Source organism: Komagataeibacter diospyri (genome assembly GCF_043995075.1).
Lineage (GTDB): Bacteria > Pseudomonadota > Alphaproteobacteria > Acetobacterales > Acetobacteraceae > Komagataeibacter > Komagataeibacter diospyri.
In genome coordinates this window covers 670805-689330 of sequence record NZ_CP171836.1, presented here as the reverse complement: position 1 = coordinate 689330, position 18526 = coordinate 670805, and the positions used below count along the sequence as shown (strand labels likewise).

Annotated in this window: 15 protein-coding genes and 1 tRNA gene; 10 read left to right on the top strand and 6 right to left on the bottom strand. The window is 60.1% G+C overall.

The annotated features are described in order from the left end of the window. The first annotated feature begins 5 nt into the window (after nucleotides 1–5). The 3 genes from ACE2AA_RS03125 to ACE2AA_RS03115 all read left to right on the top strand — a co-directional run bounded on the left by ACE2AA_RS03125 (nucleotide 6) and on the right by ACE2AA_RS03115 (nucleotide 3513). A complete protein-coding gene (locus ACE2AA_RS03125; protein ID WP_395371107.1) occupies nucleotides 6–1139 on the top strand; it encodes a PQQ-dependent sugar dehydrogenase in 1134 nt (377 codons plus the stop codon). Nucleotides 1140–1178: 39 nt separating this feature from the next. After that, complete coding sequence (locus ACE2AA_RS03120) at nucleotides 1179–1754, top strand: cupin domain-containing protein (RefSeq protein WP_395371105.1); 576 nt, start codon at nucleotides 1179–1181, stop codon at nucleotides 1752–1754. A 388-nt stretch (nucleotides 1755–2142) separates the two neighbouring features. Further along, nucleotides 2143–3513 carry an amidohydrolase family protein gene (locus ACE2AA_RS03115; RefSeq protein ID WP_395371103.1) on the top strand — a complete coding sequence of 457 codons (1371 nt, stop codon included), beginning with the start codon at nucleotides 2143–2145 and terminating at the stop codon, nucleotides 3511–3513. Between the two features lie 43 nt (nucleotides 3514–3556). On the opposite strand, the gene ACE2AA_RS03110 is transcribed toward ACE2AA_RS03115, so the two are convergent. The 3 genes from ACE2AA_RS03110 to ACE2AA_RS03100 all read right to left on the bottom strand — a co-directional run bounded on the left by ACE2AA_RS03110 (nucleotide 3557) and on the right by ACE2AA_RS03100 (nucleotide 7340). Beyond that, nucleotides 3557–4558 carry a DUF5655 domain-containing protein gene (locus ACE2AA_RS03110; RefSeq protein WP_395371101.1) on the bottom strand — a complete coding sequence of 334 codons (1002 nt, stop codon included), beginning with the start codon at nucleotides 4556–4558 and terminating at the stop codon, nucleotides 3557–3559. 50 nt (nucleotides 4559–4608) lie between these two features. Then, nucleotides 4609–5757, bottom strand: a complete 1149-nt coding sequence (locus tag ACE2AA_RS03105; protein WP_141259823.1) for a BMP family ABC transporter substrate-binding protein — start codon at nucleotides 5755–5757, stop codon at nucleotides 4609–4611. Between the two features lie 233 nt (nucleotides 5758–5990). Then, a complete protein-coding gene (locus ACE2AA_RS03100) occupies nucleotides 5991–7340 on the bottom strand; it encodes an amidohydrolase family protein (protein ID WP_395371099.1) in 1350 nt (449 codons plus the stop codon). A gap of 912 nt (nucleotides 7341–8252) precedes the next feature. Here ACE2AA_RS03100 and ACE2AA_RS03095 point away from each other — a divergent pair. The 5 genes from ACE2AA_RS03095 to ACE2AA_RS03075 all read left to right on the top strand — a co-directional run bounded on the left by ACE2AA_RS03095 (nucleotide 8253) and on the right by ACE2AA_RS03075 (nucleotide 13860). Then, on the top strand, nucleotides 8253–8948 hold the full coding sequence (locus ACE2AA_RS03095) for a YoaK family protein (RefSeq protein ID WP_395371097.1): 696 nt from the start codon (nucleotides 8253–8255) through the stop codon (nucleotides 8946–8948). A gap of 93 nt (nucleotides 8949–9041) precedes the next feature. Next, nucleotides 9042–9548, top strand: coding sequence for a YbaK/EbsC family protein (locus ACE2AA_RS03090; protein ID WP_141299022.1), 507 nt, complete (start codon nucleotides 9042–9044; stop codon nucleotides 9546–9548). Between the two features lie 50 nt (nucleotides 9549–9598). Then, nucleotides 9599–12550 carry a glycosyltransferase gene (locus ACE2AA_RS03085; protein WP_395371095.1) on the top strand — a complete coding sequence of 984 codons (2952 nt, stop codon included), beginning with the start codon at nucleotides 9599–9601 and terminating at the stop codon, nucleotides 12548–12550. A 45-nt stretch (nucleotides 12551–12595) separates the two neighbouring features. Next, nucleotides 12596–13282, top strand: a complete 687-nt coding sequence (locus tag ACE2AA_RS03080; protein WP_141259818.1) for an NUDIX domain-containing protein — start codon at nucleotides 12596–12598, stop codon at nucleotides 13280–13282. Between the two features lie 215 nt (nucleotides 13283–13497). After that, nucleotides 13498–13860, top strand: coding sequence for a YidB family protein (locus ACE2AA_RS03075; protein ID WP_141259817.1), 363 nt, complete (start codon nucleotides 13498–13500; stop codon nucleotides 13858–13860). A 37-nt stretch (nucleotides 13861–13897) separates the two neighbouring features. On the opposite strand, the gene ACE2AA_RS03070 is transcribed toward ACE2AA_RS03075, so the two are convergent. Further along, nucleotides 13898–14743: an N-formylglutamate amidohydrolase gene (locus ACE2AA_RS03070; RefSeq protein ID WP_395372104.1), complete on the bottom strand. Its 846-nt coding sequence runs from the start codon at nucleotides 14741–14743 to the stop codon at nucleotides 13898–13900. Nucleotides 14744–14937: 194 nt separating this feature from the next. Here ACE2AA_RS03070 and ACE2AA_RS03065 point away from each other — a divergent pair. Next, nucleotides 14938–15012: transfer RNA gene (locus ACE2AA_RS03065), tRNA-Val, on the top strand. A 327-nt stretch (nucleotides 15013–15339) separates the two neighbouring features. On the opposite strand, the gene ACE2AA_RS03060 is transcribed toward ACE2AA_RS03065, so the two are convergent. Further along, nucleotides 15340–16938, bottom strand: a complete 1599-nt coding sequence (locus ACE2AA_RS03060) for a B12-binding domain-containing radical SAM protein (RefSeq protein WP_395371094.1) — start codon at nucleotides 16936–16938, stop codon at nucleotides 15340–15342. Nucleotides 16939–17409: 471 nt separating this feature from the next. Here ACE2AA_RS03060 and ACE2AA_RS03055 point away from each other — a divergent pair, with 471 nt between their 5' ends. Then, nucleotides 17410–17715: a plasmid stabilization protein gene (locus ACE2AA_RS03055; protein ID WP_141259815.1), complete on the top strand. Its 306-nt coding sequence runs from the start codon at nucleotides 17410–17412 to the stop codon at nucleotides 17713–17715. Nucleotides 17716–17808: 93 nt separating this feature from the next. Here the strand turns inward: ACE2AA_RS03055 and ACE2AA_RS03050 are convergent, their stop codons facing one another. Next, entirely contained in the window at nucleotides 17809–18456 is a 648-nt protein-coding gene (locus ACE2AA_RS03050; protein ID WP_141259814.1) for an SOS response-associated peptidase, read from the bottom strand. Between the last annotated feature and the right edge of the window lie 70 nt (nucleotides 18457–18526).

Sequence of the window (18526 nt, the reverse complement as noted above, 5' to 3'; positions counted from 1 at the left end):
ACCCGATGCCCCGTATCCCCGCAGCCTTCATGCGGACCGCCGTCACTGTCGCGGCCCTGCTGGTCCCGGCCATGGCTGCCATGGCGGCCCCGCGCACGGACCTGTTGCAGGTGCCACCGGGATTTCATGTCAGCGTGGTGTCCGATCATGTGCCCAGTGCGCGTGAAATGGCACGTGGCGCACGCGGCACCATATTCGTCGGCAGCATGGCGGCGGGCAACGTCTATGCCCTGAGCGGGGTTGATGATGGGGGTACGGTGCGGGTGCAGACCATCGCCCACGGGCTGGACCTGCCGGTGGGCGTGGCCTACCACGATGGTGACCTGTATGTGTCCGACATGCGGCGCATTGTCGTGCTGCGCGATATCGAGGACCATCTGGATGCACCGCCAAAGCCGGAGGTCGTGGCCGATGACCTGCCCTACCGCGCCGGAGACCATTCGTGGAAATTCATCGCTTTCGGGCCGGATAACCGCCTGTATGTCCCCATTGGCGCGCCGTGCAACATATGTGACGTGGGCCACGAATTCGGGCGCATCATTTCCATGAACGCCAATGGCACGGACCGCCACGACGTTGCGTACGGTATCCGTAACTCGGTGGGTTTCACGTGGCAACCGGGCACCGGGGTCATGTGGTTTACCGATAACGGCCGCGACAACATGGGCGATGACGTGCCATCCGATGAACTGAACCGGGTGGACGTATCGGGGCAGTCCTTCGGCTATCCCTACTGCCATCAGGGCAACGTGCCCGATCCGCAGTTTGGCAGCCTTCATCCATGCAGCGAATTCACCCCTCCCGCCCTGCTGCTGGGTGCCCATGTCGCGGCCCTTGGGCTACGGTTTTATGAAGGCATGGCATTTCCCGCAGCCTATCACGGCAGCCTGATGATTGCCGAACACGGGTCATGGAACCGCAGCCAGCTATCGGGCTATCAGGTGGTCAGTGTCAGCTTTAACGCGGAAAACCGGCCACAGCCGCCCACCGTACTGGTCAGCGGCTTCCGGCAGGGGCAGCGGGCATGGGGCCGTCCGGCCGATGTCCTGCCCCTGCCCGATGGCAGCATGCTGATCAGCGATGACCTGTCGGGCGCCATATACCGCCTGACCTACGGGAACGCCGCCCCCATGCACTGACCATGCCCCTTTTTTCTTCAACTGTTACGGAGGCCCCCGATGTTCCCGCGCGCCACCGCATTGTCCGCCGCCCTTGTCACCCTGCTGGGTACTGTACCTGTCATGGCCGCCGTGCCCCCTGCATCCCCCCGACCCGCCGTCCTGCCTGATACCACGCAGCCCGGACCACCACAGCGGTCGTACCGACATTTATGGACCGATGACAGGGGGATCAGCCACATCACCACCTGCCCGGTGCATGACTTCTTCCTCAAAAGCATGTCTCCGCCCGCAGGACCGCAATGGCAGGACCCGATGGAACCGCAGGTCGCGACCGTTATGGTGACGGTGCAGCCCGCGCACTGGAACGGTACATGGCACCCCGACCCCAAGCCGCAGTGGATCGTGCCATTGCAGGGCCGGTGGTATGTGCGCGCCATGGATGGCACGCGGGTGGAAATGGGGCCGGGCGATATCCTGTTTGGCGAGGATCAGGGCGTGCGTCCCATGGAAACCGGCCGGTACCGGGGCCAGAAGGGGCATGACGCAGGCAATGTCGGCAAAGGGCCAGTGACGCTAATGGTTATCCAGTCCGCTAATGAGCCGGTCATCAACCAGCCCTGCCGGTATCATTGACACTGATTGAAGAAATCACCTGGTTTTTTGGTGAAACTGTTTCCAAACAGCTTCGGAAGACGCCGTTTTTTTCAAAAAGAGGCATCCAGAAATTTTTATCATTTATCAGCAGGTTATTCTCAGGAATATGGGTTTGCTGGCGTTCGGGCAACCGCCCCGCTTTATCCACAGATTCCGGGGATAGGGAGAAAGATAACCCTGTGGAAAAAATTGGGAGATCCGCATTCCCCCTGTATTTTCAATGATTTTTTCCGTGGCTGTCGAGTTTGCCCGCACACCTGCCCCTTTCCGCCCCACATGGGCGGGTGGGTGTGATTTTTGGGCTGTGCAGGGCGGGGTTTTACGGAAATAATAATTCGTTTTCGTAATATGGGGATCCTGCTGCAGCATGGATGAATTCGTTATCCGCGGTCATATCATCAACCCGGTTGCCATCGACCGGGCCACCATGGCGAACAGCGTGGTGCATGTCGGCGCGGATGGCATGATTATTGCCCGACATGAAGCCAGTACCCCCATGGCGGCACAGATTCTGGACCATGCCGACCGTCATGGCATGGTCGTGCATACACTTTCGTCCACGCAACTGCTCATGCCAGGATTTGCGGACCTGCATGTCCATGCTCCGCAATGGCCACAGATGGGTCGGGCGCTGGACCTGCCGCTGCGTGAATGGCTGGAACAGCGGACTTTCCCGCTGGAAGCCCGCTTTGCCGATCCCGCCTTTGCCGCCCCGGTCTATGATGAAATGGTCCGCACCCTGCTGGCCAACGGCACCACCACTGCCGTATTTTTCGCCACCATTCATGAAGAGAGCAGCCTGCTGCTGGCGCGCACCTGCCTGCGCCACGGCCTGCGTGCCCATGTCGGGCTGGTGGCGATGGATGACCCGGCGCTGTGCCCACCCACCTATCGCAATGCCAGCGTGGAACAGGCGCTGGCGGCAACCCGCCGCTTCATCCATGCCGTGCGGACCCTGCCGGGCAACGAAAGCAGGCTTGTGCGCCCCATGGTCACGCCGCGCTTTATCCCCGCCTGCACTGACGGCCTGTTACGGGGACTGGGCGACTTGGCGGCGGCGGAAGGCTGCCTGATCCAGACACACTGTTCCGAAAGTGACTGGGAACATGACTATGTCCGCCAGCGGACCGGCGTGAACGATACCGTGGCACTGGAACGCTTTGGCCTGCTGCGCCGGAACACGGTGCTGGCCCATTCGTGTTTCATGACGGCGGATGACATGGCGCTGGTCCACGCGCGCGGCGCGGCCATCGCCCATTGCCCCATTTCCAACGCCTATTTCGCGGGCGCGGTGCTGCCCTTGCGCGCAGCGTGGCAGGCGGGCGTACATGTCGGGCTGGGCACGGATATTTCGGGTGGGTATTCCCCATCCGTCGCGGTCAATGCCGCCATGGCGGTGACAGCCGCCCGCATGCTGGACAGCGGCACCGATCCCGACCGGCCTGCAGCAGCGCGTGGCGCGCCCGGTTCACGCCTGACCTTTACCAATGCCCTGTGGCTCGCCACCCGTGGCGGCACCGCGGCACTGGGTATTGAAGCCGGTCAGTTCGCGACCGGCCAGGCATTTGATGCCATCCTGATCGATCGCGCCGCTCCCGGCAGCAACATCCTGCCCCCCACCCATGGCGAACCGGACAGCGCAGCAGAAGATGTGGTACAGCAGATCCTGTGCAATATCGGCAGGCCCAACATACATACCGTATGGGTGGCGGGACGGAAGGTGCCTGGGCCGGAGTAAACAGAGGCCTGACACAGGTCCGGGCTGCTCTGGTATCGTTGGGTCAGGAACTTTCGTATGATTTTTCAATCAGGGGTTTGGCACGATCCAGATCGTGGGGGGTACGAAGCGTGACCTCAAGGTCGCCCGTTCCGAAATGTCCCTTGTTCCTGACGTTGCGCGTGAAGCCTTTTTCCAACGTGATGGTATCCGGATCGACTTTCAGGAACAGCCGGAGGACATCAAGGGTTGGCTTTACCTCCAGACAGACAAAATTCTTTATGCGTTTGAACGCAAAGTAACAGTTCAGGGTTTTCTGTGTGACATCATCACCCAGTGACAGCAGATAGGCTACCGTATCTGAATACAGATTTGTAAGGGCTTCCCCTGCATCCGCCAGACTTTCCGAATTTGTCTTGTGCCGCGCAGGGCCCTTTGTTCCACCCGAAGGAGTCGGAATATAATCCGACATTGACATGGACGTGTGTGATACCGGCTGGCTGACATTGGACGAAACACTTGTCAGCAGGTCAAGCATAAGCAGGTCCTGCCCAAACCGCCTGTAGCGGATCAGTTCGATATTTCGTCCCATCTGCTTGATGGCATGCAGGTCATAACGCGTGAAATCGGCAGCGATACAGATCAGGCGCGGCGCGCTCCATTCAATGGCGTCGGCTTTTTCCTTTCCCAGATTTTCCTGTACCAGAAGCCGGAAATCTGCCTTGTGATCCATCAGCCAGTCGAGATAGAACAAACCTTGATTGATGACATTTTCATTTATGTTTCTTTTATATTCGATGATAACAGGATAACAGTTTTCATCCAGCCCCAGCGTATCCATCCGGCCGCCATGCGTCGTGGAATATTCGGACGCCAGAAAGCGGACACCCAGTAACGCATCCAGATTTTTCTCAAAAAGGGTCTGCAATGCCCGTTCAAGCGGTGCGGATGATCCAGACAGCTCGCTCGCCTTGTTATCACTGATCTGGAAAAGCTTGATATCACTCAAAAAAAACTGCTCCGGTCTGATATAATTACCTTTCCTTTTTAAAATAAAAGAAGTCATGCACAACCATTGATCAGGCTGGTGGTGTCATGCGGGCCGGTCATGAACGGCTACGGCAGGCCGCTCACCCCATCCACCGCCCAGTTCCAGTCATACAGGTCAAGATCGTTCATGACCGCGCCCTCGGCCACGCGCAGGGTGCCATGCTGGTCACGGATGGGGCCACTGAACGGCGACCAGCCTCCCATGATCCGTGCGCGCACGGCATCCGCCCGGTCGCGCACGGCCTGCGGCACGCGCTGGCCCCACGGGTCACGGTCCACGCCCTGTCCCATCATCAGCAGTTGCGGGACCGGCCGCCACGTGCCCGCCAGCCGCGCGCGCACCTGCGCGATATAGAACTGCGTGAAATCCAGCACGACCGACGCCACATACGCATCCGGCCCGAACTGCCGTATGTCCTTGTTCCACATGGCCGCCCACAGCCCGCGTTCCTGCGCCACATGCAGGTAGCCCGCTTCGTCCATGATGCCGAACAGGAAGTCACACCCCTTGTCCGCCAGCGCATTGGCCGCCTGAATGGCGGCCTGCGGATCGAACCAGGCGTTGATGCTGATGACCTGCATGGTGGCGTCGGGGTTGACGCTGCGCGCGCCCAGAAGCGTTGCATTGGCCCCGGCATAAGCCGAAGGCAGCGGAAAGGAGGCGATAAAGCCCAGCTTCCCATCCCTGCTCAGCAGGCCCGCCGCCACCCCGATCACATAGCTGACATACCAGTGCGCGATATAATACCAGCTGACATTACCGCGCAGCGGTCGCCCGTCGCACTGCATGAAGGCGGTTTCCGGCGCACGGACCGCCACATCCGTCAGGAAATCCCCATAATCTGCGCCCGTCAGGACCAGTTGCGCGCCCTCGGCCACGAATTCACGCAACAGGCGAGTGGCGTCAGCAGAATACGGTACGCTTTCCACATAGACCGTGCGCAGCTTCGGAAAGGTACGGCGTACGGCCTGCAACGCCACATGGTGCATTTCGGTCCAGCCACCATCGCTGGTGGGACCGACATAGCCCAGCGCCAGCAGGGCGTCTTCCTCCGCTACGGGGGGCATGGGCGGCACGCTGGCATAAGGGGCGGCCAGTCCCGCCAGAAGCCGTTCGGTAGTGATGGAGCCTGCTGCCCATCCATGCCGGGGCAGAAGACCGGTAGAAAACGCTGCCCCCGCTGTGGCCAGAAGCTGCCGACGCGGCAGGATCATGCATGTTGTCCTTTGGCAATGGGCGGAAGATGCGCGACTGCCCCTTCCGGGGCTGTCCGGTTAACCGTATACCCGACATGCATGGTAACCATGCGCGTGCCGGACACAAGGGGAACAATGCGCAGCAGACCGCCAGCTTGGCGAAAGAAAACAACCGCCCGCAGGCATGTGGCCGCCCACCTGTCCCTGCCACGTCAATATCTGCGGCAGGGACGTCTTCTTCCGGTAGTGGTCTAGTCGAGTTGCTGTATGCGCCGGGCCTGTCGCGCATGTTCACGCAGGACCTCACCCAGACCCGCCATCGTGGGTTCGCAGTTTTCCACCAGTACCTTCCCGGCCACAATGGTAGTGCCCGCTACGGTGGGGCCGCAGCGCAGCCATGCCTCGACCGGATCGGTCAGCGCGCCCGCCAGCGCGACATCACTTGCATGCCAGATCACAAGGTCGGCGCAGGCACCGGGGCGCAGGTGCCCGATCTCGTCTTCCCAGCCCAGGCAGGCCGCCCCGCCACGGGTCGCCATATCCAGCGCCTCACGCGCACCCATGCCCTGGGGGCCATGGTTTATGCGGCCCAGCAGCAATGCGTTGCGCGTTTCCATCCACATGGAAGCATGGTCCGTCGTGGCCGACCCGTTGCAGCCAAGGCCCACATGGATGCCGCGCTCACACATGTCCAGCGCATCAGCGCAGCCGCCGCCGATCATCATGTTGGAACTGGGGCACTGCACCACGCTGACCCCCGCGCGAGCGATGCGGTCGATTTCCGAGGACGAGGGATAGATGTAATGCGCCACCCACGTGCGCGGACTGGCCCAGCCCATGCGTTCGAACTGTTCGGTAGGGGTGCATCCGTACAGACTCAGGCAGTAATCATCTTCCTCCATATCCTCGGCCAGATGGGTGTGCAGGCGCAGATCGAGGCGTTCAGCCATGGCCAGGGATTCGTGCATGATCCGTTCGGACGCCGAAAACAGCGATACCGGGCCCAGCGCCACCCGTCCCATCGCGCCAGGACCGGGGTCATGGTACGTGCTGACCAGCCGTTCGCAGTCAGCCATGATCGTATCCTCGTCCTGCACAAGACCGGTGGGGGGCAGGCCGCCATCTTCCTGTGCCCGCGTCATGCTGCCGCGGGTCGCATAAAAGCGAAAGCCGATTTCACGCGCAGCACGGAACTGTTCATCAATCAGCCGGGGGCGGGGATGGATGAACATATGATCCATGGAGGTGGTGCATCCCCCCATCAGCAGTTCCACCATGGCGACATAGCTGGACGCATATACGGAATCCGCGTCCAGTCCGGCCCATAGCGGGTACAGCGTCTGCAGCCATGGAAACAGCCGCATCCGCGTGACGGGAGCGTAGGACCGCGTCAGGTTCTGGAACATATGGTGGTGTGCATTGACAAGGCCAGGCGTGACCAGCCGGCCGCGCGCGCTGATGACGCGCGCGGCCGGAGGGGGTGGCTGTCCGGAACCGCCGACGGAATGGACGCGATCCTTTTCAATGGCGATCCAGCCGTCGGGAATTTCCCATTCGCGGTCAATGTACAGGTGGGCATCACATATCAGAATATCAATCATTACTTAACCATACTGTTCCACCCCCGATGCATGTGGGATGGGGGAAATCCGACACAGCGGGAAACCGGAAACCTGAATATTGAATCAATCACTATTTAAGTAAATTATTTAAGTGTTTTTTTGAACATGCCATCATCATGCGTGCCTGTCCATATGTATAGATGTTCGCAGGTTGAGAAATGTCAGCTAAAACAACCTCGGATTGTGAAAATTCAATGCATCAGATGCATTGAATTGCACCTTATGGTTGCATTGATTACAAACAATTAACTAGAATCCTCATTTATGTACACCAAAAAAGGTAAGGACTCTTCCTCCCCTCGGCAGATATGCTCTTTTATCCAGATAGGTCCATAAAATTAATTGTCAGTTAAAACCTGATTACATCATAAGAACAAAGTCTGTCATCATATCGATTATAGGTATAATTTCCTATAACTCTACACTGAACAGGCCATGTAAACAAATATTATAAAGTCATGTGACAGATTAAACCGGGACGGGGTATTGCTCATTTGTGATTTTCTGTAACCATTTTATTAATAAATATAAATGAAGCCACGATCGGATGGCATATGTTTCATAACATTTCCCGATCGCGCACTACCTTGATCCGGGCATATTCCGGTTGTGGAAATATGGCTGTTCTGGAACGGATATCCTTCTGTCTGTATATTTGTGTATACAGTATTTTCACGTCAAAAAATCTATAATAAATATCTATTACATGTAATAGAGCAGCAACTCATGGTTGCATTTCGTCGCACCATACCGCCTTTCCCTCGCCATGATGTGATCGGGTCGTGCCACATTATATCCTGACATGGAGGTTGCGGGTTGCATTTCCCCTACCCTGTGGCGGATACCATCATGCAGTGCGGGGACCCTCCCGCCATCAATGGAACAAGGGGCATGCTGGTTCACGAAGGGGCAACACGCAGTATCGGCACTGACCTGCGCCTGGGCTGCACGCTGGCGGCGGCGGCGGGCGCGGTCAATGTAGCGGGGTTTCTGGCTGTCGGCTATTACACCGCCAACATGACCGGCAACCTGTCGGCGCTGGCTGTTGGCGTGGGCGACGGGGGTATGGTGTCCGTGCTGTCATGCATGGGCGTGCTGGTGGCGTTTGCCACGGGCGGGTGTATTGCGGCACTGCTGGTAGGTATGGGTCGCAGGCGGGGCGTGCGCGCGGTCCATGCCGCGAGCATTGTGCTGGAGGGCACGCTGCTGATCGCCCTTGGTATCCTGTCGCGGGCGCTGCCCGCATGGATGGAAGCAGGTGGACTGGGCTGCGGGCTGGGTTTCCTGATGGGACTGCAGAATGCCACCGTCACCCATATTTCCGGCGCGCGGGTACGCACCACCCATATGACCGGCATGCTGACTGACCTTGGCATGGAGCTGGGCCAGTGGCTGCTCGACCCCGATGCGGCACGGGTGCGCGAACGGCTGCGTCTGCATGGCGCGATCATTGCCTGTTTCGTGCTTGGTGGGATCATGGGGGGCGCAGGCTACCGGATGTACGGCATGGGGGTGCTGATATTCATGGGGAGCGGGCTGGTGTTGCTGGCGGTACCGGGGCTGTGGCGGGCGATGCGGCACCGCTGATCCATGCAGGCAAAGGCTTGCATGGCACCAGGTGCTATTTTATCCTTGGTGGCAGGAAACGCGGGCAATCCCGCGACGGGCCAGGAGCAGCACGTGACGAAACAGACAAAAGCCACAGAATTCCTGACTGCCAGCGGCATGCCCTTTTCGGTGCATGATTATGAATACGCCCCCGGCGGCGGGCTGATCGGGATACAGGCAGCGCAGTCCATCGGGGCGGACCCGGGCTGTGTACTCAAGACATTGGTGGTGGAAGTGGACCGCAGGATACCGGCGTGTCTGGTGGTGCCTGCTGATCACAAGGTGAATTTCAAGAAGGTCGCGGCCCTGTTCGACGGTCGCAACGCGCGGATGATGAGTCCGGAAAAAGCGGCGGAACTGACCGGCTTCCGCTCCGGCGGGACCAGCCCGTTCGGTCAGGAACACCAGTTGCCTGTTATCCTGTCGGCAGACGCCATGGCATGCCCGCATGTCTATATCAACGCGGGCGACCAGGGGCTGGTGGTACGCATTGCCCCCGCAGATGCACAGAAGGCGGCGAATGCACGGGTGGCCGATATTTCCGCAGCCCCCGTCCCGGCGGAACCAATCAAAAATTAACCTTTGCTGTCCATAACCCGTCCCTGAACAGAACAGGGACAGGATGCACGATGGCTGTTTCCTCGGACAATACGGAAATGGCTGATGGGTGGGCCACATTCGATACCGCATGGTACCGCGCCCGTTATGCGGCGATGCTGGACCTTATGGATATTCCCGCCGGACAGGTGCGCGAATTCCATGAAGCGCACGGCGCGGCGCTGGGGCATTCCCCCAATCCCTTTTTTGATGAGGAATGGTACCGCGCCACCTATCCCGACGTCGCGGCACAGGTGGCGGCGGGGACATGGCGCAGCGGATTCGACCATTACCTGAACGCCGGCGCGCGCACTCACAACCCACACTGGCTGTTTGACGAACGCGCCTATCTGGCTGCCTACCCTGACATAACGCCCGCAACGCTGGACGCGGGCGGGTACCGCAATGCCTATGACCATTACCTGCGCACGGGTGATGGGGAAATGCGCAGCGGGTCATGCTTTTTCGATCCTGAAACCTGTGTCGCCCTGCTGGCGGAATGTGACCAGGGCAGCACGCAGCGCCCCTTTTCCGATTACCTGCGCCGGGGCATGGACGCCCTGCCGTGTCGCAGCCTGTCGCTGTATTTCGATGCGGAATGGTACGTGCAGACTTACCCCGAATCCCATGCTGAAATTACGCAGGGACTGTGGCGCAGCGCCCTGCACCATTATCTGTGCAACACCACACCACGGGCGTTCGACCCGGGACCGTTCTTTTCCGAATCCTTTTACACCATGGTCAACCCCGACGTGCTGACCGCGATCGAGGCAGGGGCGCTGCGCAATGGTTATGCCCATTTTCTGGGTGACGGGGTGTATGAACAGCGCAAGCCATGTTCAACGCTGGATCTGGCGCAGTATATGCGCGACCCCACCGTGCAGGCTGATATTGCCGGACGCCGCGCGCGTGACGGGCTGGGCCATTACCTTGCCGCCCGTCCTGACCTGAAGCCCGCGCCCCCGCCATCAGTCACGGAAGATCAGGCCCGCGCCCTGTTCCGCCACATGTGTACCGCCCGCCTGCCGCTGCTGCTGAATGGCGGGATTGATTTCACGGCCGCCACGCCCCCTGCCCTGAGCGTCATTATCGTGGCGCACAACCAGTTTGAACTGACCATGTCTACCCTTGCCTCGCTACGGGCGAATTATCACGGGTCGATCCAGGTGCTGCTGGTGGATTCCGGATCGCGTGATGGCGTAGCCCGGATCGAGGACCATGTGCGCGGAATCGAAATCCTGCGTTTTGCGGGCAATATCGGCTTCGTGCGCGGATGCAACGCCGCCCTGCGCCGGGTAACGGCACCTGCCGTGCTGTACCTCAATAACGATGTGGACCTGCAATACGGCGCGATTGCAAACGCCCTGTCGCGGCTTATGGCGGATGACACCACGGGGGCGGTCGGTGGCCGCGTCATCCGCACGCACGGCATGCTGCAGGAAGCGGGCAGCATGATCTGGCGTGACGGGTCGGTGCAGGGCTACATGCGCGACGCCCACCCCTGCGTGCCCGAAGCTGGTTTCGTGCGCACGGTGGATTTCTGTTCGGGCGTATTCCTGATGGTCCGGACCGAGGTGGCGCAGGTGCTGGACGGTTTTGATGAAAGCTTCGCCCCCGCCTATTTCGAGGAAACAGACCTGTGCGTGCGCATCCGCGCGCTGGGCTACCGGATCCTGTATGACCCTGCAGTATGCCTTGTGCATTATGAATGTGGCACGTCGGACAGGGCCAGCGCGTCGCGGCTGATCGCGCGCAACAGTAACCTGTTCACCCGTCGCCATGCCCCTACGCTGCGGCGCAGGCTGCTGCGCCATGACCCGTCACAGGCACGCGCGCGCCACGCGGATGGCGGGCGGCACATCCTGTTTATCGAGGACAGGCTGCCGCTGCGCTACCTTGGTTCGGGCTTTACCCGGTCGAATGACATCGTGACCACGCTGGCTGACCTTGGCTACCATGTCACGGTCTATCCCATCTTCCGCCCGATCGAGGATGCCCCGACACTGGCTGCGGCCTTCCCTGAGGATGTGGAGGTCATCCACGACCGCGAACTGCCCGACCTGCCTGATTTCCTGCGCGCGCGCAGCGGGTGTTTCGATGCGATATGGATCGCCCGCACCCATAATGCCGCCCGTGTGGCCAGTATCCTGAACGATGCCGCATCCTGCATTTCCGCCAGCCGGATCGTGGTCGATACCGAGGCACTGGCCGCCTGCCGGGACGTGGCCTATGACCGCCTGCACGCCATCACCCCTTCCCGCCCGCTGGACGCGCGGCTGGAGGACGAACTGCGTCCCCTGTTTCTGGCGCAGCGCGTGGTGGCGGTCAACGCGGCGGAGGCCGACCTGCTGCGCGGTGCCGGATTTGATAATGTCTCCGTCCTTGGACACGTGCAGGTGCCGCGTCCCACCGGGCCCGGATGGGCGGCGCGGCGGGATATCCTGTTTCTTGGCGCGGTGCATGACATGGCGTCACCCAACCTTGATTCACTGGCGTGGTTCAGTGGGCAGGTCCTGCCCCTGCTGGTGGCGCAGCTGGGGGCGGATATCCGCTTCAGTGTGTGTGGTCATACCAGCCCGCGCGTTGACCTTGGCCCCCTGCGCCACCATCCCAACGTACGCATGCTGGGTCGCGTTGCGGATACTGCCCCGGTTTATGACCACCACCGCGTATTCGTGGCCCCCACCCGTTATGGCGCAGGCATTGCCTATAAACTGCATGAAGCCGCAGCCAATGGCCTGCCGGTGGTGGGATCGCCGCTACTATGCCAGCAGGCGGGCTGGCGCGACGGTCAGGACATGCTGTGCGCCAGCATCACGGACCCGGCGGATTTTGCGAAGCAGGTCGTCCGCCTGTATCATGACCAGGCATTATGGGACACGGTGCGGGACAATGCGCTGACACGCATCGCGACCGAACATGCCCCACAGGATTACCGCAACCGGGTGACGGCCATCATGGACGCCATATTCACGCAGGGCTAGCAGCCGGGCCTGTTTCCGGCGCGCAACCGACAGGAACCGGAAACCATGACCCAGATGGACAACATTTCCTTCGTCCCCGGCATTGATGCGGGCCTTCAGGCGCGGGTGCTGGCGGCCCCGCATTTCCGACGGTGGTATGACGGGATGCGCGCGCGTTTTAGCCTGCGTCACGTACTGGTGCGCGACGCCATCGCGTTTGATGCACAGCGCATGGGGTTCATACTGGTCGAGGCCGATGCCCTGCATGATGGCCACCGCGTGCCCGGCATAGCCCTGCTGCGCGGGGATTCCGTGTCGGTGCTGCTGGTGCTGAAATGCCCCGGTTATCCCGACCGCACCGTACTGACGTGCGAGGCACGGGTGCCCGTGGCGCGGCCTGACCTGCTGGCACTGCCCGCCGGGATGCTGGATGGTGGTGCATTCACCAGCACGGCGCTGCGTGAACTGTCAGAAGAAGTCGGTGCGGACCTGCAGGTCCGTGCGCAGGACCTGGTGAAGCTGACCGATGTCTGGCTGTCACCCGGGGGATGTGACGAAGCGATCGGTCTTTATTATGCCGAACTGCACATAAATGAGACACTGACCCGGACCCTGTCCGACCGCCAGACCGGCCTTGCGCGGGAACATGAATATATTCACCTGCATGTCATTGACCTGTCGGCGGTGCCGCATATCGGTATGACGGACGCAAAAACGTTGCTTTCATGGCACATGTATCAGGCGCGTCAGTAAGCTCCGCTTTTTTTGTTGACACAACCCTGTGATGACAATCATAAAGGCTGGAAGCAGGCTGCCTTGTGCAACTGCTTCTTGGACGTTTCCTCCCTAAACTCAGCGGTGCATATGCACCGCTTTTTTTTGGTCTGTTTTATATAAATTTCCTATAACTGTATGTCGTGTAGTATAGTCGAGACCCCACACATACGAGAGACGGGAAAGAAAGCAGAATGAGCGGTATCTTCAATGATGTAATGGGCAAGCTGAGCGACCTGGCTGGCGCATCGGGCCTGTCACAGCAAGTGCATTCCTACCTGTCGCAGCTGTTGACGGCTGACACCCTGAACACGCTGGTGGCGCAGGCGGAACAGGCCGGGCTGGGGGACAAGGTGCGCTCGTGGATTGGTGATGGCCACAACCTGCCCATTTCCACCGATGAACTGCGCAGCCTGCTCAGCAGCCAGCAGGTGCAGGCCATGGTGGACAAGACCGGCCTGCCGGCCGCCACCATCCTGCCGGTTCTGGCCCACCTGCTGCCCGAAGCCGTCAATACCCAGACGCCACAGGGCACGGTACCTACCAAGACCGCCTGATATGCGACAGGGGGCCGGGTGTCACGCCCGGCCTTTTTTATTCCGCCGCCTGCTGTCCCAGCATGCCGCCATACTGCACCAGACGGTCCACCAGATCCCCCAGCACAGCCTGTAACACTGCAAAGCCCGCATGGGGGGCCAACGTATCCTGATCCATATAAAGCGTCCGGCTGATTTCCAGCTGCAGGGCCTGTACACCCCGTCGTGGCCTGCCGTAATGCCGCGTGACGTACCCCCCGGCAAACGGGACATTGCGCGCCACGCTGTGCCCGTGGGCCAGCAGCACCTGTTCCACCAGCGCCGTCAGCTGCGGCGAACACGCCGTGCCCCACGCATTGCCCAGAACAAAATCCGGCTGCATGCCCCGCCCCTTCGGCGCGGGCATGGAATGGGCATCCAGCAGGATACAGCCGCCATGCCGCGCCACGCTGTCGGCCACAAGACCTGCCAACGCGTCATGATAGGGCTGCCAGCAGGTACGGATGCGGGCCTCGGCCTCGCTAAAGGGCAGCGGGCGGGGATAGATCGGTCCGTCATGGGAGACAATGCGCGCGATCGTGCCAAAGCCCGCCCGCACCTTGCGGCTGGTGGTATTGCACCAGTCAGGCAGTTTTTCACGGAACATGGTGGGGTCAAGTTCCCATGCCTCGCGGTTGGCATCGCAATAGGCGCGGGGAAAGGTTGCGTGCAGTAATGTCGCACCCCGCCCCGGCGTGGATGCGAACAGCTGGTCCACGTAGCAGTCCTCGCTGCGGCGCAGGGCATGCGCGTCAAGCCGCGACATACGCAGGAATTCCGGCGGATAATTCCGGCCCGAATGGGGCGACGCCACGATGACGGACGTCCCCGCCCCATCGGGGCGATGGATATGGAATGGCGGCATGGCAAGGCCCGTCACGGCGTTTTTTTCGCGGGTAACGGCCACGGACAGCCCCGAATGGCCACAGGCAGGAAAGCAGCACAGCACATGCCTGCCATAGGGACAGGAGGCCGCTTTGCGGTCAATGCGATTTTTTTCAAAACAGGGGTTGCATCCCCCTGAAAGGGCAAGTAAAAGCCATTTCACCGAAGCCGATTGGGCGCATAGCTCAGCGGTAGAGCACTACCTTGACATGGTAGGGGTCACAGGTTCAATCCCTGTTGCGCCCACCACTCGGCTTCGGTCAGACCCCCGTAAAATCAATGTGACGCGTGATAGTCCCGGTAGGGATAAGCTTGCACCCGTCCGTCTAAGACCATGGAAATCTGTCCGTATGTATGGAATTTCCGTGAAGTCGTTCTGGCCTTTGCCCCGTACAATTCTTCCTCGCTGCACCTGACCGCACATTATGGGATGCTGCAAGCAGGGATGGACGTAGTGATCCTGCCCATCCTCAAGCAGTGATGCCTTACACTATCCCCCAAGCTTCAACTGCGGTGAAGGCAGGCTGATTTCCTTGCCTCGCTGGCAGCGGGTTTCTACACCCGCGCCAGACCGGATCAGGCGGGCACAAGCTCCGCCGCGACAGGGTGCATGACGGGCGGCGCGTGCCAGCGGCCCTGGTCCACATCCGCGATCTCGCGGTCGATCTCGGCAATGACCTGCCGCGAAAACGGGCCAAGATGCAGGTAAAGCGCGCTTGTCATCACCACATATGGCAGCGCTTTGGGGTTATGCAGGGCACAGTCCAGCATCATGCGCCAGAACTGCCCGGCCGTGCCCGGTCCCGCACGATGGATACGGAACATAAGCCGGACAAAGCTGCGCAGGTCGCCCTTTATCATCCGGTGTGTACGCTTGCGCCCGAGCATCCGGCCAAGCCTGCGGACACGGCCGAAATAGGCGACCGGATCATAGATTGCCGCAAGCACTGTCCTGTAATCGTTCAGCACGTCGCGACGCGGGCGCTTTGTCTCGAAATTCAGTCCTGCCGTGCACTGGTCACCCGATTGCGTCTGTTCGCTGCCGGAAAAAAGACGGTCCTCGGCCAGAAGGCGGCGCGTCAGCTGGGTGGTGGGCAGGGCATAAAGCAGACCGACCATGCAGACCGGGATCGACGTATCCTCGATACATTCGATCATGCCCGGAGCAACGCTGCCCTTTTCGCTGTCGAAACCCACGATGAAGCCTGCATTGACGAAAATCCCGGCCCTGTGGATCGTCTCGATGCTCTGCTGCAGGCTGCGCCTTGTGTTCTGCTTTTTCTGCATGAGCACGAGGGAGTCTGTATCCGGACTTTCTATGCCCACAAATATCGCGAAGAAATTCGTATCGGACAGGCTGCGCAGCAGGTCGGGATCGTCCGCCAGGTTGATCGAAGCCTCGGTCGAAAATTCGAAGGGGAAATTCTTCTCGTTCTGCCAGCGCTTCAGGTCCGGCAGGAATTTCTTCAGCGCCTTCTTGTTGCCAATCAGGTTATCATCAACAAAATCCACATGCCCGCGATAGCCAAGGGCATACAGGGCATCCAGTTCGGCCATGACCTGTGCATTGGTCTTGGTGCGCGGCACCCGGCCGTAGAGTTCGATAATATCGCAGAATTCGCAACTGAACGGGCATCCACGCGAAAACTGGACGCCAACATGCAGGTACTGGTCCAGCTTCAGCAGGTCGAAGCGGGGCAGCGGGCTTTTTGTGACATCGGTCTTGCCCATCGGCGCTTCAAACACGCCCTGCCGCACGCCGCGCCGCCAGGCGGCGATAAAATCGACCATGATCTCCTCGGCTTCGCCCAGAACCTGAAAATTCGCAGCACTGTAAAGCGCCGGGCTGGATGTGACATCGGGGCCACCGATCACAACGGGCTTGTCACAGGCACGGCACATTTCGATAATGTGGAGGGCATCGTTACGCTGCGGCAGCATGCCGCCGGTCATCACGATATCGGCCCAGGCAAAATCCGCGTCATCCAGTTGTTCGGTATTGCGGTTGACCAGCCGGATTTCCCAGTTTTCGGGCAGCAGGGCCGCAACGGTAATCAGGCCAAGCGGTGCCGCAGGGTAGCGTGCGCCGGCCAGATCACAGGCCTCCTGATAGTTCCAGAATGAATTGGCGTTAAAGCGGGGGAAGATCATCAGGACCTTGCAGGTATCGGTCATTATGATGAAATCCCCTGATCAGCCTCCTCTTCAAGATTGAAACGGCCTCCCCGATCAGTGGCAGGGCACATGCGGACGGACGGTCCCATCTGTGGTGAAATGGTACTATTCCGGCGAATGGTCGTCATATGGATCTTCCATCTGGATGAAAGATGTCTCTACACCCCCTGACCTGCAATAGCGATAGAAGAGCATTTGCAATGTAAGATCCCCGTCTTGCAAAATGTAACAGACACATGAAAATCCCTGTTTTTCCACCCCGAAACAACAGTGCCGCCTATCGCACCCGGACGCCCTTTGACCAATGATTGCAGGTGATGACCGGCAGGACCGGATCCATGCATGCCGGGCAGGAACCATGATGGGCGGGGCAGGAAAACTTTTTCCATTACCTGGCATTATCCCCGGGAAGGCCTTGCATCACATACCGGGCGCAAGGTCCGCCAATCATACGGAACGGGAGCTTGGATCATGCCGCGTGGTGACAAGTCCGCCTACACGGACAAGCAGAAGCGACAGGCCGAACATATCGAAGACAACTACGAGGCACGTGGCGTCAGCAAGGACGAGGCAGAACGACGCGCCTGGGCCACCGTAAACAAGGAAACGGGGGGCGGAAAGAAAAGCGGCTCAGGCAGGGGCCACGCCGTCACACACGATCCCGCCCGCAAGGGTGGCAGGATTGGCGGGGCGGCCTCAGCCCATCGTCCAGCGGAAGAACGCGCCGCCTCGGCACGGAAGGGCGCTGAAACCCGACGGAAAAATGAAGGGGGATAGAACGCGGTGTTCTCTGAAGCTTTTTGACAAAAGCTTCACCAAAACACTTCTTTATAATTTGCAGGCTTCTGAAATAGGCTGGGCTTGATGACATTATCCATGTTGTGCGGGTGCAGGCACGATCCTGAGCACATTATCCGCAAGTGGCCGCTGTAACCGCAGGGCTTCCGGGGCTGGCGCATTCATCCAGATATCCAGTTCTTCCGGCCGGGTCAGGATGACAGGCATGGCCCTGGGGTGAATCGCGCCAACCACCCGATTGGCGTCCGTGGTCAGGAACCCGAACAGGGTGTCCGTGGTCTCGCCATCCACAAGCTTGCGGACCGATGTCCACTGGCACCAGATACCGGCAAAGAAGGCCAGTGGTCTCCCATCGCTGCGAGCAAACCAGACCGGCCTGCTGGTCCCGTCGGACAGACGTTCCGGTTCCGAAAAGGCCGTAAGTGGCACAAGGCAGCGATGCGCAACCCCTTCCCAGCGTTTCCACCATGTCGAGGCCGGATTGCGGATATTGGTCACTCCCCGGTCGACTTTGCGTCCCTTCAGGTAACCCGGTGGGGTTGGCATGCCCCAGCGCGCCATGATCAGTTCGCGCCCACCCTGCGCATTGCGCACGACAGGGGCCTGGGTGTCGGGCCAGATATCAGGCAGGGCTGCAAGATTGCCGGTGCGGTCCGTCATGACCCGTGCCGCTTCACGGATGGCCTGCTGGCTGTCCGTCATCGCATAAAGGTTACACATTATCCCACTTCCCTGCCCGCATGGCGTTTCCCGGTTGGTAACGTCCATCAACGCTACAGGACCATGCGAT